At 70.8% G+C, this 23,803-nt stretch carries 18 protein-coding genes and 1 riboswitch; of the genes, 11 read left to right on the top strand and 7 right to left on the bottom strand.

What is annotated here, in order from left to right; all coding sequences use genetic code 11:
* Positions 1-390: 390 nt before the first annotated feature.
* The 4 genes from QZ607_RS09080 to QZ607_RS09065 all read right to left on the bottom strand — a co-directional run bounded on the left by QZ607_RS09080 (position 391) and on the right by QZ607_RS09065 (position 8,806).
* Positions 391-1,269, bottom strand: a complete 879-nt coding sequence (locus QZ607_RS09080) for a hypothetical protein (RefSeq protein ID WP_295882034.1) — start codon at positions 1,267-1,269, stop codon at positions 391-393.
* Positions 1,270-1,732: 463 nt separating this feature from the next.
* On the bottom strand, positions 1,733-2,218 hold the full coding sequence (locus QZ607_RS09075; protein ID WP_295882032.1) for a WbuC family cupin fold metalloprotein: 486 nt from the start codon (positions 2,216-2,218) through the stop codon (positions 1,733-1,735).
* A gap of 70 nt (positions 2,219-2,288) precedes the next feature.
* A complete protein-coding gene (locus QZ607_RS09070) occupies positions 2,289-5,765 on the bottom strand; it encodes a PAS domain S-box protein (RefSeq protein ID WP_295882031.1) in 3,477 nt (1,158 codons plus the stop codon).
* A 101-nt stretch (positions 5,766-5,866) separates the two neighbouring features.
* Positions 5,867-8,806, bottom strand: a complete 2,940-nt coding sequence (locus tag QZ607_RS09065; RefSeq protein ID WP_295882029.1) for a chemotaxis protein CheB — start codon at positions 8,804-8,806, stop codon at positions 5,867-5,869.
* A gap of 382 nt (positions 8,807-9,188) precedes the next feature.
* Positions 9,189-9,319, top strand: a riboswitch (cobalamin riboswitch).
* A 314-nt stretch (positions 9,320-9,633) separates the two neighbouring features.
* Here QZ607_RS09065 and btuB point away from each other — a divergent pair.
* From btuB to QZ607_RS09045, 4 genes are all read left to right on the top strand, one after another.
* Positions 9,634-11,559 (top strand): TonB-dependent vitamin B12 receptor, encoded by a 1,926-nt coding sequence (gene btuB, locus QZ607_RS09060; RefSeq protein ID WP_295882026.1) that lies wholly within the window; start codon positions 9,634-9,636, stop codon positions 11,557-11,559.
* Positions 11,560-11,673: 114 nt separating this feature from the next.
* A complete protein-coding gene (gene cobU, locus QZ607_RS09055) occupies positions 11,674-12,207 on the top strand; it encodes a bifunctional adenosylcobinamide kinase/adenosylcobinamide-phosphate guanylyltransferase (protein ID WP_295882077.1) in 534 nt (177 codons plus the stop codon).
* On the top strand, positions 12,204-13,262 hold the full coding sequence (gene cobT / locus QZ607_RS09050) for a nicotinate-nucleotide--dimethylbenzimidazole phosphoribosyltransferase (RefSeq protein ID WP_367268170.1): 1,059 nt from the start codon (positions 12,204-12,206) through the stop codon (positions 13,260-13,262). Before cobU ends, cobT begins: the two co-directional genes overlap by 4 nt.
* Positions 13,263-13,299: 37 nt before the next feature.
* Positions 13,300-13,899 (top strand): histidine phosphatase family protein, encoded by a 600-nt coding sequence (locus QZ607_RS09045; protein WP_295882022.1) that lies wholly within the window; start codon positions 13,300-13,302, stop codon positions 13,897-13,899.
* Positions 13,900-13,911: 12 nt separating this feature from the next.
* Here QZ607_RS09045 and QZ607_RS09040 read toward each other — a convergent pair whose 3' ends face one another.
* Positions 13,912-14,541: a hypothetical protein gene (locus QZ607_RS09040; protein WP_295882021.1), complete on the bottom strand. Its 630-nt coding sequence runs from the start codon at positions 14,539-14,541 to the stop codon at positions 13,912-13,914.
* A gap of 219 nt (positions 14,542-14,760) precedes the next feature.
* Between QZ607_RS09040 and QZ607_RS09035 the strand changes: the two genes are divergently transcribed.
* The 4 genes from QZ607_RS09035 (at position 14,761) to QZ607_RS09020 (ending at position 19,090) form a co-directional block, all read left to right on the top strand.
* Positions 14,761-15,753: a metallophosphoesterase gene (locus QZ607_RS09035; RefSeq protein WP_295882020.1), complete on the top strand. Its 993-nt coding sequence runs from the start codon at positions 14,761-14,763 to the stop codon at positions 15,751-15,753.
* Between the two features lie 130 nt (positions 15,754-15,883).
* Positions 15,884-16,813, top strand: a complete 930-nt coding sequence (locus QZ607_RS09030; RefSeq protein WP_295882019.1) for a DUF808 domain-containing protein — start codon at positions 15,884-15,886, stop codon at positions 16,811-16,813.
* A 67-nt stretch (positions 16,814-16,880) separates the two neighbouring features.
* Positions 16,881-17,753 carry an adenosylcobinamide-GDP ribazoletransferase gene (locus tag QZ607_RS09025; protein WP_295882017.1) on the top strand — a complete coding sequence of 291 codons (873 nt, stop codon included), beginning with the start codon at positions 16,881-16,883 and terminating at the stop codon, positions 17,751-17,753.
* Between the two features lie 101 nt (positions 17,754-17,854).
* Positions 17,855-19,090 carry an SPOR domain-containing protein gene (locus tag QZ607_RS09020; protein WP_295882015.1) on the top strand — a complete coding sequence of 412 codons (1,236 nt, stop codon included), beginning with the start codon at positions 17,855-17,857 and terminating at the stop codon, positions 19,088-19,090.
* Between the two features lie 134 nt (positions 19,091-19,224).
* Here the strand turns inward: QZ607_RS09020 and QZ607_RS09015 are convergent, their stop codons facing one another.
* Positions 19,225-19,710, bottom strand: a complete 486-nt coding sequence (locus QZ607_RS09015; protein WP_295882013.1) for a hypothetical protein — start codon at positions 19,708-19,710, stop codon at positions 19,225-19,227.
* 2 nt (positions 19,711-19,712) lie between these two features.
* Complete coding sequence (locus QZ607_RS09010) at positions 19,713-20,426, bottom strand: SDR family NAD(P)-dependent oxidoreductase (protein ID WP_295882011.1); 714 nt, start codon at positions 20,424-20,426, stop codon at positions 19,713-19,715.
* A 383-nt stretch (positions 20,427-20,809) separates the two neighbouring features.
* Here QZ607_RS09010 and lapB point away from each other — a divergent pair, with 383 nt between their 5' ends.
* The 3 genes from lapB (at position 20,810) to galU (ending at position 23,737) form a co-directional block, all read left to right on the top strand.
* Entirely contained in the window at positions 20,810-21,991 is a 1,182-nt protein-coding gene (gene lapB, locus QZ607_RS09005; protein ID WP_367268169.1) for a lipopolysaccharide assembly protein LapB, read from the top strand.
* Between the two features lie 85 nt (positions 21,992-22,076).
* Positions 22,077-22,781, top strand: coding sequence for an orotidine-5'-phosphate decarboxylase (gene pyrF, locus QZ607_RS09000; protein ID WP_295882010.1), 705 nt, complete (start codon positions 22,077-22,079; stop codon positions 22,779-22,781).
* 83 nt (positions 22,782-22,864) lie between these two features.
* Positions 22,865-23,737 (top strand): UTP--glucose-1-phosphate uridylyltransferase GalU, encoded by an 873-nt coding sequence (gene galU / locus QZ607_RS08995; protein WP_295882008.1) that lies wholly within the window; start codon positions 22,865-22,867, stop codon positions 23,735-23,737.
* Positions 23,738-23,803: the final 66 nt, after the last annotated feature.

The following is a 23,803-nucleotide window of genomic DNA, read 5'->3' as shown; positions in this document are numbered from 1 at the left end:
GCAGCCCTGGTTGCCGAGCCTGATACCGCTTTGCCGTGTCAGGCGTCCGCGGGGCGTTGCGCCCCACCAAGGCGGAAAAGTCCGGCTGCTGTCAGGGGCGCCCGGAGCCGCCGCGTGGAGCGTGGAGGGCGGCACCACCGAGCGGTGTCACGAGAGCAAGCTTCTTAAGAAGAACACTGCACCACGAGGCATACGCAGCGCACGAGCACAGAGAGACGCGTGCAGGCGAGCTTCGCCGGAGGTCTCGCTCACCTGCTGGATGACGCCGCAAACCTGCCTATCCTGCCGGCCCTCTTATGTGCTCTTCGTGCGCTTCGTGACTCAGACAGCGGATCCGGGATGACGCGTTGCTCCCGGGCGATGCGCTCGGGATGCCGCCGGGCGCGGCTGTCATCCGAGGTGGGCGCCGCTCGTGACGGACTGTGTGACGTCCAGCGTTCTCAAGCCGAGGAGGGCGGCCAGATGCTCGTCCAGACCCCGGCTGGGTGCGGACGCCGTGGCCGCGACGGCTCCGGGATGGACGGCCCAGGCGAGCCGTTTGCGGTGCTTGGGCTCGAAGTACTGGTTGCCGCTGCGCGTGCAGAACAGCCAGGCGCCTTTCGTATTGGGTGCATACTCGGTCCGGCCCCAGTACAAGCCGTCTTGGAGATGGGTGAACAATGCCCTGCTCTTGCGCCGCGTCCCGCTGGTGGCGGCGTCGGGACTCCAGCTGCCGCAGCACAGCCGGCCGATTTCATTGCACGGATTCTGCCGTCCGGCGCGCGGTTGGCCGCCGTCGCACGAGGTGGCCGAGAATAGGCACCAGCTGTCGCCGCCGGCGAATCGGGTGTAATTCAGCCACTGCGTCCAGGCGAGCGCCGCCCACCAGGTCATCGCGCCGGTGTCGGTATCGAACTCTGCCGGTGTCAGGTAGTGGGTGTCGTTGGCATCGGTGACGCTTGGTATCCGTGCGATGATGGTATCCACCAGGCCGGGGTCGCTGCGGCATTGCGTTCTGAAAAGGTTCGCATCCGCGGTCCAGGTGAGGCCGTCGGCGCGGGCGTTGACGTCGAAAACCAGGTCCACCCCCTGTGTGCGGCAGCACAGCAGCAGGACGTCTTCGCGATTGCGGGCGGCGTGTGCGCCTGATTCTTGTCGATATAAGTGCGTGTTCGATCTCATTCGTGTCGTGCTCAACGCAAGATGTTGATCAAAGGCATCCGATCCACCGCCGAGCACATCCTTGCCGGCGGCCGCCCTGCTGTCCGGCTGGGCAATGACATCCGTCATCGAGAATCTAGTGCATGCCGATCTGTTTTAATGTAAAGGATTGTATGAATAAGGGGGTAGGCGCCGAGGGCAAGTCCGCCCACTGCTGTTGGAGCGCCGTGCGCCGGGCGATCCTGGCCGGTCGCGGCGAGGACGTCGCACCCGCGGCGCGCAGCTGCTCGCCGAGGTTGTGATGGAGGCCGGCGCCGGGATGGCTTGAAGGGAATGATGAATGGAATGGGGCATTCCAGTATACGCCTCGGGGCTAATCCCTATTCCGGCCACAGATCCCTGCCACAGATCCCTGGAAGAGCATCAGGGTTTCTCTTGGGTACATCGCCGTGCAGGATGGATGGATGCCGCCGTGTCCGGGCATGGTCGGCGTCGTGACCACACCTGGATGCGGCTTCTTCTCGCCGGGATGGAGTGCCGGCGCAGCTGGGGAGCCGCATCTCGAACGGGGCTGTTGCGCGCGACGGCTCGCTCAACCCGCGAACGTCTCCCCCGGCTGCGCCCGCAGCATCCAGCGCACAGTGTCGCCGGCCCGCGGATCATCCTCGGCCGGTGACCAGGGCGCGAAGTCGGCTGCCGCCGTCGGCGCGAAGGGGCCCTGCTTGCACTCGAACAGGACCGTGTCCGGGCTCAGGCAGACGAGGGCGTGCCAGAGACCCTCAGGGTACTCCAGGCCCTTGGCGCCGCGGTGGGCGCCGGCCTCGTGGCGGGCGGTGACGGTCCCCGCGTCGTCGAAGGCGAGCCAGGCGGCGGCGCCCTTCAGCACCAGCATCAGCTCCCACTTGGGTGGATCGCTGTGCCGGTGCGGGCGGAAGTAGGTGCCGGGCTGAACGGCGATGAGCATGCGCTGCACGGGCTCGTCGTGGGCATCGTGCAGCAGATGATGCACGCGCCGGCGTGGGTCGTCGTCGGCGCGCTCGCAGAGACGTTTGAACAGGTCGTTGTCGATGATCTTCATGCGGCGTGCCGCTCGGTCACGGCCGGCGCCGGTGAGGTCGCCGGCGGGGGGCGGGGCTCAGTGGGTGTGCTCAGTGGGCGGCTGCGACGCGCAGGGGCCGGCCCGGGGCGACGGCCGCCTCCAGGTCCGCCGCGGACATGGGACGCCCGTAGAGGAAGCCCTGGGCCTCGGTGCAGCCCTCCCGGCGCAGAAATGCGGCCTGTGCCTCGGTCTCCACACCCTCGGCGATGACTTCTAGCCCGAGGCCGCGCCCCAGGGCGATGATGGCCCGGGCGATGGCGTCGTCGTTGGCATCCGCGGTGAGCTGATCGATGAAGGACTTGTCGATCTTGAGCCGGTGGATGGGCAGGCGCTTGAGGTAGGCAAGGGACGAGAAGCCGGAGCCGAAGTCATCCACGGCGATGGTGATGCCCATGCCGCGCAGCGCTGCGAGGTTGGCGATGACCTGCTCCGCATGGCGCATGAGCATGGACTCGGTGACCTCAAGCTCCAGGCGGTCCGGCTCGATGCGGGCGGCGCGCAGTGCCGCGGCGACCTCCTCCACCAGCCCCGGGCGCTCCAGCTGCAGCACCGACAGGTTCACAGCGAGCCGCGGCACCAGGAAGCCACGGGCATCCCAGTCCGCGAGCTGCCGGCAGGCGTGGGTCAGGGCCCAGGTGCCCAGCTCGACAATGAGCCCGAGCTCCTCGGCGATGGGGATGAAGCGCGCCGGCGGCACGGCCCCGAGCTGCGGGTGATGCCAGCGCATCAGCACCTCGGCCCCGTGCATGCAGCCGTCCTTGAGATGCACCTGGGGCTGATACTCCACGCTGAGCTCGTCCCGGGCCAGGGCGCCGCGCAGCGCGTTCTCCAGGCGCAGGCGCTCCACGGCGCCTTCGGTCATCTCCGGCTTGAAGAAGCGATAGGTGTTGCGGCCCTGCTCCTTGGCGCGGTACATGGCCACGTCTGCCTTGGCGAGCAGGGCATCCATGTCCGCGCCGTCCGGCGGGTAGACGCTGATGCCGATGCTGGCGGTGATGTGCAGCTCGCGGCCCTGTGCCGGAAACGGCTGGGTGAAGACCTTGAGCAGATCCTCCGCCAGCTCGGCAGCGGCGTTGGGCGCTGCCATGTCCTCCAGCAGCACGACGAACTCGTCGCCGCCGAGACGGGCGATGCTGACTGCATCCTGTACGCGCTTGGACATGGCGGCGGCCACGCTCTGCAGCAGGGCGTCGCCCACGGGATGGCCCAGGGTGTCGTTGACGTTCTTGAACAGGTCCAGGTCCAGGAAGAGCAGGGCCAGCATGCGCCCATCGCGGCCGGCGCGCGCGAGCGACTGCTCCAGTCTGGCGCGCAGCAGGGTGCGGTTGGCGAGCCCGGTGAGGGCATCCTTGTGCGCGAGCTCGTAGAGCGCCTCTTCGGAGCGCTTCAGCTGGGTGATGTCGCCGAACACGCCGATGTAGTTGGTGAGTCGCCCGCCGGCGTCGCGCACGGCGCTGATGGTGCTGAGCTGCGGGTAGAGCTCGCCGTTCTTGCGCCGGTTCCAGAACTGCCCGCGCCATTGGCCGGTGCGATCCAGTGCTGCCCACATGGTCTGGTAGAAGCTCGCGTCCTGGCGCCCGGACTGCAGAATACGGGGAGTCTGGCCCAGGGCCTCTGCCGCGGTGTAACCGGTGATCTCCGTGAAGGCGCGATTGACGGCGACGATGCGCTGCTCCGGGTCCGTGACGACGATGCCCTCGGAGGTGTTGTCGAACACCGTGCGGGCGCGCTCCTCTCGCTGCTCGGCGATGCGCCGGTCGGTGAGGTCGTACCAGATGGCGTAGTGGGCCGGGTGGCCGTCGATCTCCACCGGGATCAGCGTCACCTCCACGGGCAGCGTGCTGCCGTCGCTGCGCACATGCTCCCATTCGAAGCGCGCCACGCCCCCGTTTGCGGCCTCGCGCAGCAGCCGGGTCTCTTTCGCGGTGGTGGGCTCGCCGTCCGGCTGCACCGGCGGTGAGACATCCGCGGGGCGCTTGCCGATCAGCGCCGCCGCGTCGGTGCAGCCGAGCATGTCCAGTGCGGCCTGGTTGCAGGACCGGAAGACACCGTCCTGGATGATGGTCATGCCCTCGCCGGCGGACTCGAACAGCGCCCGGTAGCGGCGGTCCTGATCGCGCAGGGCCTGCTCCGCGGTACGCTGCTCGTGGATGTCCGCGATCATGGCGAGCGTGTAGCGGTTATCGTCGTCGCCTTCGACGCGGGTCACCGTGAGCCGCCCCCAGACGACGCTGCCGTCCTTGCGCAGGTAGCGCTTCTCGCGGGTGTAGCTCGAGCGCCGGCCGGCGCACAGCTCGCGGAAGTGCGGGGTCTCCGCGGCCAGGTCCTCGGCATGGGTGTAGTCACGGAAGCTGAGCTGCGAAAGCTCCTCGCCGCTGTAGCCGAGGAAGCGCTGCAGGGCCGGATTGGTCATCACCGGCCGCCCGTCGTTGTCCAGCAGGGCGATGCCCACGGGGGCGGCATCGAAGATGGAGCGGAAGCGGGCCTCGCTGCGCCGCAGGGCTTCCTGCGCGTCGTGGCGTGGCGTGATGTCCCGGTTGATGCCGCGGCGCCCGAGAAAGCGCCCGTCCGGGGTGGTCACCGGCCGGCAGACGTGCTCGATCCAGCGCGTGTGGCCGTCGCGGGAGCGGATGCGGAACTGGAGGTGGCAGGTGTCCGTGTGCGTGCTGTCCTGAACCGAGGCCATGTGCGCCTGCCATTGCGCCAGGTCGTCGGGGTGCACCAGCTGCTCGAATAGGCCCGCGTCCTTGCGGAAGTCCTCGGCGCTGTAGCCGGTGACCGCCAGGCAGGCGGGAGAGACGTAGACGAACCGGCGGTCCGGCCCGTACCAGTAATCCCAGTCCGGGCTGAAGTCGGCGAGCACGCGGTAGCGCTCCTCGCTCTGCTCCAGGGCGTCGTAGGCCCGGGCGAGGGCATTGCGCTGGCGGATGGTCTCCGTCTGGTCCACCACGGCGCAGACGAACTGCAGCGGCGCGCCCTCGGCGCCCGGCAGACGGGCGATGTGCAGGTCCGCCTGGAAGCGGCTGCCGTCGGCGGCGTCGAAGCGCAGTCCGGACAGGCCCTCCGCCTGGCTCTGCTTGGCGCGCTCGAAGGCGCCGGCGACGGCGCTGCGGTCATCCGGGTGGACCAGGCGCACCAGGAAGTATTGGTGCGAGCGCACGTCGCGCAGGGCGAGCAGACGCCGGGCTTGTGGATTGGTCTCCAGCACCAGTCCGTAGCCGTCCACCACCAGACCGGCCATGGGCAGGTTGGTGAACAGCGTGGTGTAGCGCGCGAGCGCCGTCTGCGCGTGCTGCTCGCTGGCGCGCAGCTCCTCGTTCTGGAGCTCCAGCTCCGCCTGGTAGACCCTCAGGTTTTCCACCAGGGCGGCGGCGTCCAGGTCGCCGTCGGCGAGGACCTGCTCCACCAGATCGAAGCGCCCGGTGCGCAGCGCGTCCAGGGCACGGTGACGCAGCGCTGCATCGGTCTCGGTGTAAGCGGCGGGCGGTTCGGCCGCGTCGGCGCTGTGCGTCTTGTCTCTTGTCATGGTTGCCGTTCTGGGCCGCGGTGCCGCCAACGGAGTCAAGCGCCGGGCATCGAGCCGCCGCCACCGGGGTCCCCGCACAGTGGGCACCCGGCGGCGGGCCTTCAGGCCGGGGTGGCGCCGCGATACCAGCGGGTGATATCCACGTGGCTCACGACGATGCCGCCGTTGCCGTGCACGATGGGTGCGGCGTGCATGGCGAACCAGCGCTCCCCGTCGTCGCCGTGGTACGGGTAGATCATGGAGAAGGTCTCGCTGGCCCCGCCGATGAGGGCGTCGAGCCCATCACGCAGTTGGGACTCCTGCGGCTCGTCGAAGCCTTTTTCGCCGGCCCAGGCTTCCGGATAGCGGCTGCCCAGTCCGCCCGCGGCGTCGTGAGCCGCCGCGAACTCACGCCAGGCGCGATTGATCATCTTCACCTCGCCGTCGTCGTCCAGCAGCGCGACGTGCTCCGGCAGCGAGTCCAGCACCGCCTGCAGGCGCTCGGCGTCGCGCAGCACGGTGACGTCCACGAAGGTGGCCACGGCGCCCCGGGCCTCGCGCTCGCGCACCGCGTAGGGCAGCACCCGCAGCAGATAGAGCCGGCCGTTGGCGGCGCGGATCTCGCGCTGGCTCATCTCGCCGTCGGCGATGGTGCGCTTGAGCTCGGCGACGAACTCTGGATAGTCCAGCAGATTGGTGAAGTCCTCGATGGAGCGGCCGATGTCGCCGTCGCGGATCTTGAACAGGCTGGTGGCCTCCGGCGTGAAGCGGGTCAGCAGCAGGTTGGCGTCCACGAAGATGGTGGCGATGGCCGCCGCCTTGGCCATGTTGTCCAGGTCTGCGTTGAGGCGGTTCAGGATCTCGATCTTCTCCTGGTTCTCGGCGTTGACGGTGTAGAGCTCCTCGTTGACGGACTGCAGCTCCTCGTTGGAGGACTGAAGCTCTTCGTTGGAGGCCATCAGCTCCTCGTTGGTGGCCTGGAGCTCTTCGTTGGCGGTCTCCAGCTCTTCGATGGTGGCCTGCAGGCTCTCGCGGGTGGCGGCCAGCTCGCGCTCCAGGGTCTGCACGCGCTCGGCGTGCTCCTGGTCCATGTTCATGGTCTCGATGGCGCTGCCGCGCGCCAGCGTCTCGTCCACCGGCGCGGTGTCCGGCTCGAAGGACAACAGCAGGTGCGGCTCGCCCTGGTCCAGCGACACGCTGCGCGCCACCAGCCGCAGCCGCTCGCTGCTGCCGTCGGGCAGCTGCATGGTGAGCAGGTCCGAGCGCAGCGGCTCATGGCCGCGGGCGGTCTTGTGCAGCAGGGCCTGGGCCACCGGGGCCAGCGCCGGCGGCAGCAGCTTGGCAAGGTCCAGGGTGACGGCGCCCTCGCCGATGCGCAGGTAATGGCTGACGTCGCCGAAGACGTGCATCAGCTCCTGGTTGCCGTTCAGCAGCAGGCTGGTGGGCGCGTAGGAGCGCAGCAGCACGGACTCGCCCGCCTCGATGGCGGCGGCGTCGGTGAGCTGGCGGTCCTTGTGGCTGTGGCGTCGCGGGTGGGCATGGGCAGCGCCGGCGAGGCGCTGCAGCTGCGAGGCGCCGGTGTCCAGCGGCAGTGCGACGTGGCGCAGGATGCGGAACACCTTGGCCTTGGAGTTGACGGCGGTGAAGTCGGTCTGGAGCTGTGCCAGGGTCTCGCTGGATCCCAAGAACAGGAAGCCGCCGGGGGCCAGGGCGTATTGCAGCCGCCTGAGCGCCCGCTCCTGGGCCTCGGTGCGGAAGTAGATGAGCAGGTTGCGGCAGGAGACCAGGTCCATGCGCGTGAAGGGCGGGTCCTGCAGCAGGTTGTGGCGTGCGAAGACGATGTTCTGGCGGATCTCGTTCTTGATGACGAAGTGGTTGCCGCGTTTGTAGAACCACTGCTCCAGGCGCTCCGGCGAGACCTCGGTGGTGATGGCCTCGGAGAAAACGCCGGCGCTGCCGAAGTCCACGTTGTGCTGCTCGACGTCGGTGGCGAACAGCTTGATCGGCGGCCAGCGCCGCGCCCGCGCGCAGGCCTCGGCGAAGAGAATGGCGATGGAGTAGGCCTCCTCGCCGGTGGAGGCGCCGGGCACCCAGATGCGGATGGGCTGGTTTTCGCCGCGCTCCTTGACGATGGTGTCGATGGCGGTCTGGGCGAGGACCTCGAAGGCCACGGGATCGCGGAAGAAGCTGGTGACCGGGATGAGCAGCTCCCGGCGCAGGGCGTTGAGCTCGGTGCGGTCGCCGTCCAGCAGGCGGGCGTAGTTCTCCAGGTCCGGCACGTGGCGCACCTGCATGCGGCGCTCGATGCGGCGCATCACCGTGGCCGGCTTGTACTCGCGGAAGTCGATGCCGCCCTGCTGCTGAAGCAGGTGCATGGTCTCCTCCAGCGCGCTCTGGCGGTCCGCGGTGATGCCTTCCTCGGGCGGGCGGATGCGCGGGCGCGGCGCCTGGCTGATGTGGTCCATCACCCGCGGGCCCAGCTCCTCCGGCGGCAGGGTGCCGTCCACCAGCCCGGTGGCAATGACGCTGCGCGGCATGCCGTCGAACTTGGCGGACTCGGGCTCCTGCGCCAGCAGCAGGCCGCCGGCGTCGTTGATGGCCACCGCGCCGCGGGTGCCGTCGGAGCCGGTGCCCGACAGCACCACACCGATGGCGTACTTGCCGAACTCCCGTGCCAGGGCGGTGAAGAAGAGGTCGATGGGCAGCGTGAGCCCACGGGGGTTCTTCGGGCTCAGGCGCAGCTGGCTGCGCGAGACGCTCATGACGCTCGCCGGCGGGATCAGGTGCACCCGATCCGGCTTGATGTCCATGCCGTCCTCGACGGTGACCACCGGCATGCCGGTGTGTCGGCCGAGGAGGTTACCCATCATGCTCTTGTGATCCGGCGACAGGTGCTGGATCACCACATAGGCGGCCCCAGAGCGCGCCGGCAGGCCGTGGAAGAAGCGCTCCAGTGCGTCGAGTCCGCCGGCGGAGGCGCCCACGGCGACGACATAGAATCTGGCTTCAGCCGGTGTGTCCTCGGTGTGCGGCAGGTCGACGCCGCTGCTGGTGTCTGGCATTGGGGGCACTGCTCTGCGTGATAGGGTCCAGCGTTATCCTACGGATTGTACGCCATTGAAGCGCCTAAGCCCTGCGGGGAGGTCGCAGTCTGCCGCGGCGGCCCCCCTGCCTCGGCACCGGGTGCACTGGTGATGGCCTGCCGGCGGCATCCATCGGCCCAGCCCATCCAGCGTCCAGTGGAACAGCGCCTTGCCCGGCGGCGCCGCGAGCCTTGCCGTTGACCCGTGTCAGGCGGCGCGCTTGCGGTCGGGGGCAAAGAAACATCAGAATATTCGGGCTTTCCGATGGGTGCCCCGGCCGCCGGCATTCGCCAGGCGGTGGCGGGGTTGAACGGGAAGCCGGTCCAACGCCGGTGTCGGTGCGCGCAACCGCAGCGCTGCCGCCGATGCCGCGTGATGCCGGCGCTGCCCCCGCAACGGTAGGCGAGTCGCGCCGTGACACATGCCACTGTGGCCAGCTGGGCCGCGGGAAGGCGTCGCGGCCGGGATGTGCGGGCAAAGGCCCCCCAGGAGCGCCCCCGGGAGCCCCCCCAGGAGCCCCCCAGGAGCCCCCCAGGAGCCCCCCAGGAGCCCCCCAGGAGCCGCCAGGCCCGCCTCCCAGCTCGTGAGCCCGGATACCGGCCCAACGGTTGCTCGCGGCGTCGCGGTGGGCGGTGCCGGCGTGCCGGTGCCGCTCGTGTGCCCGCCGCAGCAATCGGTCGCGTCCGCATCCGCGGGCCGCCGCCTTGTGCGTCCTGCCTCGTCCATCGCCCACGCCGCCCGCCGCCTCTCGGCGCTTGAATTCACCGAAATCCCCAGCGGGTGAGCGGGGAGTCGAGAGGTATTGCATGACACGTCTACCAGAAAAGCCTCTGCGGCAGCGGCGCCGCAGCGGTGTGCTCGTGGCAGCGTCGCTGCTGTCGCTCGCAACAACCGGCGCGACGAGTGCCGCGACTGACGCCGATTCCGCCCCGGACGCGGGCTTCGTCGATGCTGTGAGCGAGGTGGACCCCGTGGTGGTCACGGCCACCCGCACCGCGGAAACCGCGGATGCCACCCTGGCGCCCGTGAGCGTCGTCACCCGAGACGACATCGAGCGCTCCCAGGCGCGCAGCACCCTGGACCTGCTGCGCGGCCTGCCTGGCATTTCCATGGCAAGCTTCGGTGGGCCGGGGCGGGTCGCGAACCTGTATCTGCGCGGCACCAATCCCAACCAGGTCCTGTTTCTGGTGGACGGCATCAAGGTCGGCTCCGCCACCACCGGGCAGACCGAGTTTCAGAATCTGCCGGTGGATCAGATCGAGCGCATCGAGGTGGTGCGCGGCCCACGCTCCAGCCTCTATGGCTCGGAGGCCGCGGGCGGCGTGGTGCAGGTCTTCACCCGCCGCGGCGGCGGGCCGCTGCGGGCCTTCGGCAGCCTCAGCGCCGGGCGGTATCAGACGGCCGGTATCGCCGGCGGCATCCGCGGCGGCGGCGAGCAGGGGCGCTTCAGTGTCGCCGGCAACTTCGATCAGAGCCGCGGCTTCGATGCCTGCGCCGGGCGCGGCTTCCCGTACTTCGACGGCTGCGGCACGGACGAGCCGGATGCAGACGGCTACACCAATCAGGGTGTCAGCGCCAGCGCCGGCTACGACCTCTCCGAGCGGTTCAGCGTCGACGCCACATTCCTGCGCGCCGAGACGGACGTGGACTACGACGGCGCCTTCCAGAACCAGGCCCGCAACGTCCAGCAGGTGGCAGGCGTCAGTCTGCGCCTGCGCCCGCTGGACGCCTGGGACGTGAAGCTCTCCGCGGGACGCAGCTGGGACGAGCAGCGCAACTTCAAGGACGGCGCCTTCGCAAGCCGCTTCGACACCCGTCGCGACAGCCTGAGCCTGCAGAACGATGTCGCCGTGGGCGCCGATCATCTCGTCACCGTCGGCGTTGACTACCAGGAGGACGCCGTCACCAGCGACGTGGACTACACCCTGAGCTCCCGGGACAACATCGGCGTCTTCGGCGAATACCAGGCCTGGCTCGGTCCCGCCGCGGTCAAGGCGAGCCTGCGGCATGACGACAACGAGCAGTTCGGCGGCCACACCACCGGCGACCTTGTGCTCGGCTATGACATCACGCCGGACCTGCGGGTCACCGCGGCCTATGGCACGGCCTTCACGGCACCCACCTTCAACGACCTCTACTATCCGGGCGATGCCTTCTTCGCCGGCGGCAACCCGGACCTGGACCCAGAGGAATCCCGCAGCGCCGAGCTCGGCATCGCCGGGCGCGCCGGTCCCTTGGACTTCTCGCTGAATGTCTACGAGACCCACATCGACGACCTCATCACCCTGGTGCCGCCCACCTTCGCCGCCGAGAACATCGACCAGGCGCGCATCCGGGGCCTGGAGGCCGTGACCGTCGGCCGCCTGCTGGGCACGGACATTCAGGCCAACCTGACCCTGCTCGACCCACGCAATACATCCAAGGGCCCGGATGACGGCAATCTGCTGGCCCGGCGCCCGGAGCAGAGCTTCCGCCTGGACCTGGACCGCCGCTTCGGGCGGGTCGGCGTGGGTGCAAGCGTTTTCGCCGCCGGCCGGCGCTTCGACGACCCCGCGAATTCCGTGCGCCTGGACGGCTATACCCTGCTGGACCTGCGGGCGTCCTACGCCTTCAGCGAGGCCCTTAAGATCCAGGCCCGGCTGGAGAACGTCTTCGACACCGAATACGAAACCGTGGCCTACTACAACCAGCCGGGGCGGGGGCTCTATGTGACGCTGCGCTATGTGCCTTGATTTGAAGGGCGAGGGGCGAGAGGCGGGCCTCCTGCTGCATTCCCGGACAATGCGCCGCGTCACCCGAACCGCGAACCTCGAACCTCGAAACTCGATACGCGAACCTGGATGTCCATGCATAGGCTGATCCTGGGCGGCGTCCGCTCCGGCAAGAGCCGCCTCGCCGAGCGCCTGGCGCGCGATTCGGGCCTCGCCGTGACCTATATCGCCACCGCCAGGGCCTCGGACGACGAGATGACGGCGCGCATTGCCGCCCACCGCGAGCGCCGGCCCGCCGACTGGCGGCTGGTGGAGGAGCCGCTGGCGCTGGTGGACAGCCTGCGCCGGGAGGCCGCCGCCTGCCGCTGTGTGCTGGTGGAGTGCCTGACGCTCTGGCTCAGCAACCTGCTTTGGGCGGGCGACGAGGAGCGGTTGGGTCGGGAGCTTGAAGCCCTGCCGGCCCTGCTCGCCGACCTGCCGGGGCAGGTCATCTTCGTCGGCAACGAGACCAACCTCGGCGTCATCCCCATGAACGCGCTTGCAAGGCGCTACTGCGACCTCGCCGGCAGCCTGCATCAGCAGCTGGCGGCCCGTTGCGACGCCGTCTACTTCACCGCCGCCGGCCTGCCGCTGGCGCTCAAGGGGCCGCCGCTCCAAGGCAACGATTGATGACTGACATTGACTGGCTACGCCGACCCGCCATCGCACCGGACCCGGACGCCGCCGACCGCGCCGCGGCCCGCCAGGGCGAGCTCACCAAGCCCCGCGGCGCCCTGGGGATGCTGGAGGGGCTTGCCCTGCGCCTGGCCGGTCTGCAGCGCCGGGCGCGGCCGACGGCGGACCGGGTGTGGATCACCGTGTTCGCGGCGGACCACGGCGTCGCCGCCGGCGGCGTCTCGGCCTTCCCGCAGTCCGTCACCGCACAGATGGTGGCCAACATGGCCGCGGGCGGTGCCGCCATCTCCGTGCTGGCGCGCGAGCTCGGTGCCCGGCTCGAGCTGGTGAATCTCGGCACCGTGGTGGCGGTGCCGGAGCACCCGCTGGTGCAGGACGCTGTCATCGCCCCGGGCACCGCGGACTTTTGCCAGGGGCCGGCCATGCGCGACGGCGAGGTGGCGCCGGCGGTACAGGCGGGCGCCGCCGCGGTGGCGCGGGCGCAAGCGCAGGGCGTGGACCTCTTCATCGGCGGCGAGATGGGCATCGGCAACACCACCGCCGCCACGGCCGTGGCCTGCGCCCTGCTCGGGGCACGCCCTGCGGAGCTTGTGGGTCCCGGCACCGGCCTCGACGCCGCCGGCGTGCGGCGCAAGGCGGCCGTCATCGAGCGGGCCCTGGCGCTGCATGCGGGGCGGCTCGGCGACCCGGCCGCGGTGCTCGCGGCCGTGGGCGGCTTCGAGATCGCCGCGCTGGCAGGGGCCTATGTGGCCTGTGCCCAGCAGGGCGTCCCGGTGCTGGTGGACGGCTTCATCAGCACGGCGGCGGCGCTCGCGGCGACCCGCCTCTGCCCCGGCGCCGGCGACTGGCTGCTGCTCACCCATCGCTCGGCGGAGCCCGGCCATGCGGCCATGCTGGCGGATCTGGACGGGGCGGCGCTGCTGGACCTCGGCATGCGCCTGGGCGAAGGCAGCGGCGCCGCCGCGGCGGTGCCGCTGCTGCGCCTCGCCTGCGCGCTGCACAACGACATGGCCACCTTTGCCGAGGCGGGTGTTGCCGCGGGGCGTTGATGGTCGGCTTCCGGCAGCTCGGTGAGAGGGTGCGGCGATGACGGGATACGTCGAAGACGCTGGCTTCGTGGACCTGCTCCGCCACGGCGAGGCCGCCGGCGGGTCCTGTTTCCGCGGCAGCCGCGACGACCCCCTCACCGCGCTCGGCTGGGCGCAGCTGGAGGCGGCCACGGCGGACGCCGCCGCCGGGCACTGGGATGCGGTGCTGTGCTCGCCGGCACGGCGCTGCGCCGCCTTCGCCGAGGCCCTTGCGATCCGGCTCGACCTGCCGGTGACCGTGCTGCCCGCGCTGCGCGAGCGCGATTTCGGCACCTGGGAGGGCAAGCGCGCGGCCGAGCTGCCGCCGGCTGATCTGGCCGCCTTCTGGACGGACCCCGCCGGCTTCACGCCGCCGGGTGCCGAGCCGCTCGCCGACTTCCGCGGGCGCGTCGCCGCCGGCTGGCGCCAGGTGCTGGACGCCCCGGCCCGGCGACCCCTGGTGGTGACCCACGGCGGCGTGGTGCGCGCCATCCTCGGTGAAGTGCTTGGCCTCGCCGATACGGCGCTCCTGCTGCTGGAGGTGCCCCACGCCTGCCGCAGCCGCATCCGCCTGCCCATGGCGGGCGGGCTGCCGAGCCTGGTGGCACACGGTCGCTGAGGGCTCGGACTGTCAGCCGCAGCGGGCCAGCTCCACGAACCGCCCCGCACAGGACGGACAGACGCCGTGCCTGGTGCGCGGCAGCCGGTCGCAATCGAACAGGTGCAGGCGCAGCACCGCGTCCTCCAGCTCAAGCCAGCCCTGGTCCGTGTCCACCCGCTTGCAGGCGCTGCAGAGCGTCACGCTGCGCTCGTCGGTGGGGTGCTGGACGTTCAGCAGCTCCTGAGCGGTGCGCCGCTCGATGCGCAGAATCCGGTTGCGGAACTCGATCTCCCCTAAGCGCTGGTGGTAGAGCATGTGCATCTGCATGTAGCGCCGGCAGTCCGGTGCGTCGCAGCGGTATGGGAAGCGGAAGGGGCCGTGACCGTCCCGCAGCCGGGCCATCAGCAGGCCGTAGAGGTAGCGCAGGTGGCCATCCGCGATGCTGTCCATCAGCGGCCGCCCGAGCACGTCTGCGGCCGTCACCGACCAGCCGTTCTCCGTGGCGAAGTCGAGCCAGGCGTCGTTCACGTGACTGAGGCGGCCCCGCGCGTCCACGCAGTGCACGAAGGTGCGGGCATCGATCTGCTGGAACAGCTGCATGTCCGGCTGGTCCTGGCGCTTGGAGGGCTGCGGGGGATGTACGGCTTCCAGCCAATTCAAGATAACCCATTTCGCCGCTGCGGTGCTGCCCGGAAGCGCCGGTCCGGGGTACGCCCAGGGCCCGGCTGGGCAAGGCGGGGCCATTGGCAACATGTCGGATGGCAGATCCGTCACTGGTGAGGCGTGGCACCGAGCCGGCGGCCTGTTGTATCAGCCGCCGCATCCCGGGCACCATCCGCGCCGGGGCAGAGACGGGCGCAGCACCGGGAGGGCTCAGCCATGACAGATCGCGCAGAGGCGGCGCGCCAGATGCCGGATGCGGCATCGGGCATGGACGCGGCGGACTACGCCGAGTTGGCCCGCCGCCTGGGCCGGGCACGGCTGCGCCGGCGGCTCAACACCCAAATCGACCATGTCGCCGGCGACGCCCACCAGGATGCGATCCTGCTCGGGCTCTCCCGGGTGCTGGACATCGACGTGCTGGCGGACCGCACGGCACGCCTGCTGCGCATCCACGGCTGGGGCTATCGCAATTTCCTCGACCTGCGGCTGGTGGAGCACCGCCTGGCGCATCCGCGCCTGCCGCCGGCGCTGGCAGGCCTGCGCGTGCTGCAGCTGAGCGACCTGCATCTGGACCTGGACCCGGCGCTGGGCACCGTGCTGCGCGAGCGGCTCGCCGGCGTGGACTACGACATCGCCGTCATCACCGGCGATTTCCGCAACACCACGGATGCGGATCACGGGCCGTCCGTGGCGGAGACGCTGGCGTTGCTCGGGGTGCTCCGCCCGCCTGTGTATGCGGTGCTCGGCAACCATGATTTCATCGAGATCGTGCCGCCGCTGGAGCGGGCAGGGCTGCGTTTTCTGCTGAACGAGGTCGTGCCGGTGCCCTACGGCGGCGCCCGGCTGTACCTCGCCGGTGTGGATGATCCGCACTTCTACCGCACCCATGACCTGGCCGGTGTGCGCGATGCCATCCCCGACGAGGGCTTCACGCTGCTGCTCTGCCACTCGCCCGAGACCTACCGCGAGGCGGCGGATTACGGCTTCGATGTGATGCTCTCGGGCCACACCCATGGCGGACAGATCTGCCTGCCCGGCGGCCATGCGCTGGTGCAGGTGTGCAACGCGCCCAAGCCCATGCAGGCCGGACCCTGGCACTACCGGCAGCTGGTGGGCTACACCTCCGTCGGCACCGGCGCCTGTGGGGTACCGCTGCGCTGGTTCTGCCCCCCGGAGATCACACTGCACCGGCTGGAGCGTGGCTCATGAGGCGCGCTGCTTGCTTGCCCGCGGGCGGCGGCGCTGCTACCGTGCCGTCCGGGCGCCGAGCACCCGGTCCCGCCGCCGCACGCATTTGCGGCGCCCCTGTCTCTACCGGACGCTGCACACAGGAGCCACGATGGCCACCAGCCTGCTCGCCCTGCTCGATGACATCGCCACCGTCCTGGACGATGTGGCCGTGCTCACCAAGGTCGCCGCGCGCAAGACTGCCGGGGTGCTCGGTGACGACCTCGCCGTGAACGCAGAGCAGGTGACCGGGGTGCGCGCACAACGCGAGATCCCTGTCGTCTGGGCGGTGTTCAAGGGCTCGCTGCTGAACAAGGCCATCCTGGTGCCGGCGGCCCTGCTGCTGAGCGTCATCGCGCCCTGGGTCATCACGCCCCTGCTGATGGCAGGCGGGCTCTTCCTCTGCTACGAGGGCTTCGAGAAGCTCTCACACAAGTACCTGCACCCGAAGGAAGACTTCGATCGCCACCAGGAAATTGCCGACGCCCTGAACGACCCGAACGTCGATCTGGCCAAGCTCGAGCGACAGAAGATCAAGGGCGCCATCCGCACGGACTTCGTGCTGTCGGCGGAGATCGTCGCCATCACGCTCGGTATCGTCGCGGCGCAGGCCTTGCCGATGCGCATTCTCGTGCTCGCCAGCATCGCGCTGTTGATGACCGTGGGCGTCTACGGACTCGTCGCCGGCATCGTCAAGCTCGATGACGCCGGGCTCTACCTCACCAAGCGCAAGGGCGAGGGGCTGTGGCGTGAAGTACAGCACCACACCGGGCGCGCCATCCTGGCGGCGGCGCCCTATTTGATGAAGTCCCTGTCCGTGCTCGGCATGATCGCCATGTTCCTGGTGGGCGGTGGCATTCTGGTGCACGGCATCCCGGCGCTGCACCACGGTATCGAGCACCTGTCCCATGTGGTCCACGGCATGCCGGCGCTCGAAGGGCTGCTCGGCGTGGTGGCGAACGGACTCATCGGGGTCGCCGCGGGCGCCGCCGCCCTGACAGCGGTGAGCTACCTGGCCCGGCTGCGCGGCAGCCCGGCCTGAGTGCGGCCCAACTCCGGCCCCAACTGCGGCCCAAGTCCACCCTCAGCCCATCCCGCAACGAACGCTCGTGGTCACCCGGCTCCGCGACGCCCTTCGGGCATTGCTCCTCGCCGGCCGCTTTCTGACGCGCTGGCCCTTTCCGGTGGCCACGGACGCACCGCCGACGCTGTACGGGCACGCGGCGCCCTTCTACCCCGTCATCGGCCTGGTGCTCGGTGCCGTGCTCGGTGGGCTCGCCTGGGCCGGCCAGATGCTCGGGCTCGCCGGTGGGTCGGGTGCACCGGCGCTGGCGCTGGTGCTGCTCGGCCTCTGGACCTGGTCCACCGGCGCGCTGCATCTGGACGGGCTTGCCGATTGTGCCGATGCCTGGGTGGGCGGGCTCGGCAGTCGCGAGCGGACCCTTGCCATTCTGAAGGACCCGCACATCGGCACCATGGGTGTGGTGGCCCTGCTGCTGGTGCTGCTCGGGAAGCTGACGGCCCTGGGGGTGCTGCTGGGGCCCGGCATGGGCGACGCGGGTGGGGGTGCGATGCCCGGCGTCTGGGTGCTGCTGTGGGTGCCGGTGCTGGCACGGGCGCAGATCCTCTGGCTTGCGCTCACGACGCCCGCCGCGCGCCCTGAGGGTCTGGGCGCGGTGCTCGGCCGCCACCTGCCGCGCCGCCGTGCGTGGCTGGCCACGGGCATCGCGAGCGGTGCGGCGCTGCTCGGCATCGCCGCCGTGAGTCTGCCGGCGGCCCTGGCGGCCGGCATTGCTGCGGGCTTGGTGCTGGTGCGCTGGCGCGCCTCCCTGTGCCGGCGCCTCGGCGGTTACACGGGCGACGGCGTCGGCGCCCTGGTGGAGCTGACCGAAACCCTGGCGCTGCTCGGCGCCGCCCTGGTGCTCGCCGCAACCGGAGCCCCTCTGTCCGGCCCTCTGGCGGGTCAGGCGCCTGTCCCATGACCGTTCGGTTACGGTAGACTCCCGCGCGCCATGCCGGTGGCCGCGCGGCCTGAGCCGCGGTCATGGCCCGAGCGTACAACACCGCTGCCCGGAGCACGCGGATGACCGAGCCTTGCTCACCCCGCCCCCGCTGTCATCCCGAGCCGGCCGCCGCGCCACGGCCGCCGGAGCCGCCGCCCAGGCTGGATGATCTCACCCGGCTGCGCGAGCGCCTTGCGGATCTGCAAACGCTGTCCCGGGCGCAGGAGGAGCAGTGGTCGCAGCTCGCCAACCGCATCGGCGCCCTGGAGCGGGCGGCGGCACCGGATGCCGGACTCGCCGCGCGTGTGGACGCCGTGGCGGCGGAGGTCACTGCGCTGCGCGATCTGCTGGCGGCGCCGTTCGGCGGCGCGGACCCGGGCCCCACGGCGCTGCTGGGGCTGGCGGCCGCCAATGACGACGCGGCGCACAGCGCGAGCCTGGAGCAGCGGCTCACCGAGCTCGCCGATGCCCTGACCGCGCGCCTGGACGGGCTCGAGGCCCAGGTCACCGCCGCACGCACCTACGCCCGCCGCCAGGCAGAGACCCAACGCGCGTGGAACGACGCCCGCCGCCGCCGCTCAGTGCTGCTGCTCGGTGGCCCCTTCGCCGCGGCCCTGGCGATGGTCGGCCTGCTTGCCGCGGGCGCCTGGTGGCAGCTGGAGCGCCAGGCGGCGGCCATGGACCGGCGCCTGGCGGCGCTGGACGAGCAGGCCAGCAGCGAGCGCCATGCCGATCGCGCCCAGCTTCAGCAACGCCTCGCCGCGCTGCAGCAGGAGATCACCCGCCTGGAGGGCGCCGACGCGACCCTGGCCCAGCGTCAGCGTGAGGTGCTGGCGCAGGTGTCCGACAGCGCGCTGATGGGCGATCTGCTGGCGCGCCTGCGACGGCTGGAGGCGGCGGGCGGGGACAGCCGTCGGGCTGCGATGGGCGCGGTTGCCGCCGGCGAGCGTACTGCCGCAGCGCCGCCGCAGCGTCCCGGGCAGCCTGCGGCGCCGCACCACGGCGCCGTGGCGCCGGCACCCTGGTTGATCCAGCTCATCGGCTTTCGGGACGCGGCGCGGCTTAAGTCCTTCGCGCTGGAGCACGGCCTCGCGGGCGCCGACGCACCCGGCGGCTGGATGTCCACCGGCCGCTGGCGCGGGGCGCCCTGGCATACCCTCTATCTCGGCGGTTTCCGCACCCGCGCCGAGGCCGCACGGGCCATGGGGGCGCTGCCGCCGGCATTGGCGCAGCTCGACCCGATCCTGCGGCGGCGGCCAGCGGACCTGCGGCTGACCCGGGTCATGACGCCCGGCGATGGCATCGGCGGCACCTGAGCGTCGCAGCGGTTGGCCCTGGGGCCGGTATGTGAGCCACGCGGCGCACGAGGAAGGCCGCGCTCCGGCGGGCTCAGATGTTGCGAAAAGTCTGCCGGCCGTTGCAGTAGGTCGGCGGGTTTATTCACAGCCGCTCAGGAACGCTCGCCCACCTGCTCCATGGCAGCGTCATAGCGGGCGCCCAGCTCGTCGCGCAGACCCGCCGTCTTGGCGCCGGCACAGCCGCCCATCTCGCGCAACCGGGTGAGGAAGTCCTCCTGCATGCGCTCCCGGGCGCTGCGGTAGTAGCCCTCCGGGAAGAGGTCGTCGAGGACGTCCAGCACCGTCATCCGATAGCGGCTCACCAGCTCCTTGTTGAGGTTCTCCGTGCGCCGACCGGACTGATCGTTGCGGCAGCGGGCGTTGTAGAGGTCGAGCTCGTAGGCCGCCTCCACCGCCTCCACCAGCAGTGCGCGGTCCGCGTCGGTGAGAAACGCCTCATCCACAGCGCCCGCCGCGGGCGGCAGACAGGCGAGCAGGAGCCACAGTGCCGCTGTGCGCCGCAGGTGCCGGCGGCGCCCGTGCGCCGCCCGCTGCGGCTCCGTGGTGACCGCGACCTGGGGTGTCTTGGGTGCCGGCACGCTCAGCTGCGCCCGTAGACGGGCACGGCGGCACCGCTGACGCAGCGCGCGGCCGGGGAGGCGAGGAAGAGCATCACGTCCGCCAGGGCATCCGTGGGCACCCAGCTGTCATGGTCCTTGTCCGGCATGGCGGCGCGGTTCTGCGGTGTGTCCACGGTGCCGGGGAGGATGCAGTTGACGTTGATGTCGAGCGCCTTGGTCTCGGCGGCGAGGCTCTCGGTGAGGGAGACCACCGCCGCCTTGGAAGCGCAGTACGGACCCATGTTGCCCTGGCCCTGCAGGGCGGCGCGGGCGGCGACATTGACGATACGCCCATAGCCCGCGGCACGCATCAGCGGCAGGACGGCGCGGGCCATGTGGAAGACCGAGCGGGCGTTCAGGTCCAGCATCAGGTCCCAGGTGGCGTCGTCGGTTTCGTCCAGCGGCGGTCCCATGGCGAAGCCACCGGCGACGTTGGCCAGCAGATCGATGCGGCCGAAGCGCTTATGCACGGCCTCGACGGTGCCCTGCACCGAAGCCGGGTCGAGCAGGTCCACGGTGAAGCTGGCGGCGTCCGTGGCCTGCGGCAGCTGCGCCTGCTGCTGCGCCATGGCTTCGGCGTCGCGGTCCAGCAGCGCGATGCTGGCGCCGGCTTCGGCGAGCCTGCGGCAGAGCGCCGTGCCGAGGTTGCCGGCGGCGCCGGTGACCACGGCGACTTGGCCTTGGAATTCGCTCATAAGATGGGTCTCCTGATGGGGCTGGCGTTGCATTCCAAGCCAGGACAACTGAGGGCGCGCCCGCCCGGCATAAAGCGCCCGGCACGAAGCGCTCCGCGTCAGGCGCCGCCGCGGCGCCCGTCTGCGCATGGCCGCCGGCAGCGCAATGCGGCGGCCAACCTCAGCTTGTATGATAACCGCATGACCCCAGCACACACCGCCGCAACGGTTGTCCTGGCGTGCCCAGGCAGTGGCATGGCTGTGTCGCGCCCGGCCGCGGCTTGCGCCTGTGCGGCCGCCGGGCTCGTCCAGGGCCTGCCCTTGCGCCGGCCGCACGCCGGCGTGGGACCTCGCCGACACCGCAGCCGCCTGGGGCCGGACTCGGGCGGCCTGGGGGGCGGCTGATGGAATGGCTCTTCCTGCTGCTGCCGGTGGCCGCGGCAAGCGGCTGGTGGATGGCGCGGCGCAGCACGCGGGCCAGCGGCGGCGACGAGCGGGAGCCCGTATTCTTCCGCGGCCTCAACTACCTCCTGAATGAGCAGCCGGACAAGGCCATCGACGTCTTTCTCAAGCTCGTCGAAGTGGACAGCGAGACCGCGGAGACGCACCTGGCGCTCGGGGCGCTGTTCCGGCGTCGGGGCGAGGTGGACCGCGCCATCCGCATCCACCAGAGCCTGGTGGCCCGGCAGGGTCTCGGTGCCGCCCAGCGCGGCGTCGCGCTCTACGAGCTGGGGCGGGACTACATGCTGGCGGGACTGTTCGATCGCGCCGAGAGCCTGTTCCGGGAGCTGGTGGAGCATGGGCTCCAGCAGCAGCGCGCCCTGCGCGCCCTCATCGAGATCTACCAGGCCGAGAAGGAATGGCCCAGGTGTGTGGAGACGGCCGAGGCGCTTCAGCGCATCAGCGACGAATCCCTGAGCACCGAGATCGCCCATTATCACTGCGAGCTGGCCGAGCAGTGCCTGCGCGAGGGCAACGGGGACCTTGCCCGCTCCCACCTGCTGGACGCGCAGGCGGTGGACCCCGACTGCATTCGTGCCAGTCTGGTGCAGGCGCGCATGGAGCTCGCCGGAGGGGATGTGGAGACCGCGGCACTGCTGTATCGCCGTGTGGCCCAGCGCGGCCCCAGGTATCTGCCGGCGATGCTGCCGGGCTTGATGGAATGCTGGCAGCGGCTCGGCCGGGGGGCCGTCATTGCGGAGCTGCGGGGGCTGTTCGAGCAGCATCCATCGCCGCCGCTGATGCTGCGGCTCTGCGACGCCATCGAGGCGGAGCGCGGTGTCGCCGCCGCACGCGAGTTCCTCGTGAGCTACCTGAGCCGCCGTGCGGATCTCGCCGGCGCGGAGCGGCTGCTCGCGCTGCGGGGGCAGGTGCAGCAGCCGCCGTCGGTGGAGGACTGCGTCTTGCTGGAGGTCATCGCCCGCCAGCTCGCGGCGCAGCCCGGCTATCAGTGCGACCATTGCGGCTTCGAGGCGCGGGAGCTGCACTGGCAGTGCCCGAGCTGCAAGCGCTGGGGCAGTATCAAGGCCGTCGAGCCCGAGCCCATCGCCATGCCGGCGGTGCTGCGCCAGCGACAGATCGCCTGACCGCCCGAGCTGCCATGTCCATCGCGCCGCTGCAGCACCGCCACCGCGGCGCCGACTGTCCATACACAGGAGCGCTCCCGCAGCGATGACTCACCCCGTCGGACCGCGCATCATCGTCGCCCTGGACTTCGCCGACACAGCGCCGGCGCTTGCCCTGCTGGAGCGCCTGGACCCCGCGCGCTGCCGCGTCAAGATCGGCAAGGAGCTGTTCACCCGTGCGGGTCCTGCGCTGGTGCGGCGGGCGGTGGATGCGGGCTTCGCCGTGTTCCTGGATCTCAAATTCCACGATATCCCCAACACCGTGGCCGGCGCCTGCGCGGCGGCGGCGGACCTGGGCGTGTGGATGGTCAACGTCCATGCCCAGGGCGGTCCTGCCATGCTCGCCGCCGCCCGGGAGCGGCTCGCGCAGTGCCGCGAGCCGCCGCTGCTCATTGCGGTGACCGTGCTCACGAGCCTCGGCGCGGAGGACCTCGCCGCCATCGGCTGCCCCGGCATGCCCGCCGAGCGGGTGCTGGACCTCGCCGGGCTGGCCGCGCGGGCGGGGCTCGACGGCGTGGTCTGCTCGCCGCAGGAGGCGGCGGCCCTGCGGGCGCGGTTCGGCCCGGACTTCCGCCTGGTGACACCGGGCGTACGGCCGGCGAGCGCGGCGGTTCAGGACCAGAAGCGGGTCATGACGCCCGCGGCAGCCGTCGCAGCCGGCGCCGATTACCTGGTGATCGGCCGGCCCATCACGGGCGCACAGGATCAGGCGGCGGCACTGGCCGCCATCGCCGCGGAACTCGGCGACTGAGCCCGGCTCACGCCGCCGGCACCGGGATCGGCCCCTGGTGCACCGCATCTCTTCGACACGAGCAACACACAACAGGAGTCGATATGGCCAAAATCCGCAAAGCCGTGTTCCCGGTGGCGGGCCTCGGGACGCGCTTTCTGCCCGCCACCAAGGCGAGCCCGAAGGAGATGCTGCCGGTGGTGGACAAACCGCTGATCCAGTACGCCGCCGAGGAGGCGGAAGCCGGCGGCGCCGAGCACCTGATCTTCATCACGGGCCGGCACAAGCGCTCGATCGAGGATCATTTCGACAAGAACTACGAGCTGGAGACGGAGCTCAAGGAGGCCGGCAAGGACCGGCTCCTGAAGCTGGTGCAGAACGTCCTGCCGGAGCACGTGGACTGCATCTTTCTGCGCCAGCCGGAGGCCCTGGGACTGGGCCATGCCGTGCTCTGCGCCAAGCCGGTGGTGGGCAACGAGCCGTTTGCGATCATCCTCGCCGACGATCTGATCCGCAACGACGCCAAGGGCGTGGTGGAGCAGATGGCGGAGGTGTACGAGCGCACGGGCGCCAGCGTGCTGAGCGTGCAGGAAGTCCCGCCGAGCGAGACCGACAAGTACGGCATCGTCGCCACCGAGCAGCAGCCGGACGGCACGCTGCGTGTGGTCTCCATGGTGGAGAAGCCCAAGCCCGGCGATGCGCCCTCGAACCTCGCCGTGGTGGGCCGCTACCTGCTGTCACCGACCATTTTCGACAAGCTGGAGCAGACCAAGCCGGGCGCCGGCGGCGAGATCCAGCTCACCGATGCCATTGCCGCGCTGCTGGAAGAAGAGCCCGTGGTGGCCTATCCCTTCGAGGGTAAGCGCTACGACTGCGGCAGCAAGGAGGGCTACCTGGAGGCCACGGTGGAATATGCGCTGACGCACCCTGAGCTGGGTGAGGCCTTTCGCGCCTATCTGAAGCAGCTGGCGCTCTGAGCGCTGCCTGCGCGCAGGGGTCCGGCGCGCGCCCGCCGCGTGGGCTGGGGCGCGTGGGTTGGCCAA

Source organism: uncultured Thiohalocapsa sp. (genome assembly GCF_913063425.1).
Taxonomy (GTDB): domain Bacteria; phylum Pseudomonadota; class Gammaproteobacteria; order Chromatiales; family Chromatiaceae; genus Thiohalocapsa.
Note: the sequence above shows the minus strand (reverse complement) of the source record. Positions and strands in the feature narration are given on the sequence as shown.

Coding starts and splice junctions, on each gene's coding strand:
- galU (WP_295882008.1), top strand. CDS start 22,865: ATGGCCAAAATCCGCAAAGCCGTGTTCCCGGTGGCGGGCCTCGGGACG.
- QZ607_RS09045 (WP_295882022.1), top strand. CDS start 13,300: ATGACGGGATACGTCGAAGACGCTGGCTTCGTGGACCTGCTCCGCCAC.
- QZ607_RS09080 (WP_295882034.1), bottom strand. CDS start 1,269: ATGACGGATGTCATTGCCCAGCCGGACAGCAGGGCGGCCGCCGGCAAG.
- QZ607_RS09010 (WP_295882011.1), bottom strand. CDS start 20,426: ATGAGCGAATTCCAAGGCCAAGTCGCCGTGGTCACCGGCGCCGCCGGC.
- QZ607_RS09065 (WP_295882029.1), bottom strand. CDS start 8,806: ATGCCAGACACCAGCAGCGGCGTCGACCTGCCGCACACCGAGGACACA.
- QZ607_RS09020 (WP_295882015.1), top strand. CDS start 17,855: ATGACCGAGCCTTGCTCACCCCGCCCCCGCTGTCATCCCGAGCCGGCC.
- btuB (WP_295882026.1), top strand. CDS start 9,634: ATGACACGTCTACCAGAAAAGCCTCTGCGGCAGCGGCGCCGCAGCGGT.
- QZ607_RS09070 (WP_295882031.1), bottom strand. CDS start 5,765: ATGACAAGAGACAAGACGCACAGCGCCGACGCGGCCGAACCGCCCGCC.
- lapB (WP_367268169.1), top strand. CDS start 20,810: ATGGAATGGCTCTTCCTGCTGCTGCCGGTGGCCGCGGCAAGCGGCTGG.
- cobU (WP_295882077.1), top strand. CDS start 11,674: ATGCATAGGCTGATCCTGGGCGGCGTCCGCTCCGGCAAGAGCCGCCTC.
- pyrF (WP_295882010.1), top strand. CDS start 22,077: ATGACTCACCCCGTCGGACCGCGCATCATCGTCGCCCTGGACTTCGCC.
- QZ607_RS09035 (WP_295882020.1), top strand. CDS start 14,761: ATGACAGATCGCGCAGAGGCGGCGCGCCAGATGCCGGATGCGGCATCG.
- QZ607_RS09075 (WP_295882032.1), bottom strand. CDS start 2,218: ATGAAGATCATCGACAACGACCTGTTCAAACGTCTCTGCGAGCGCGCC.
- QZ607_RS09030 (WP_295882019.1), top strand. CDS start 15,884: ATGGCCACCAGCCTGCTCGCCCTGCTCGATGACATCGCCACCGTCCTG.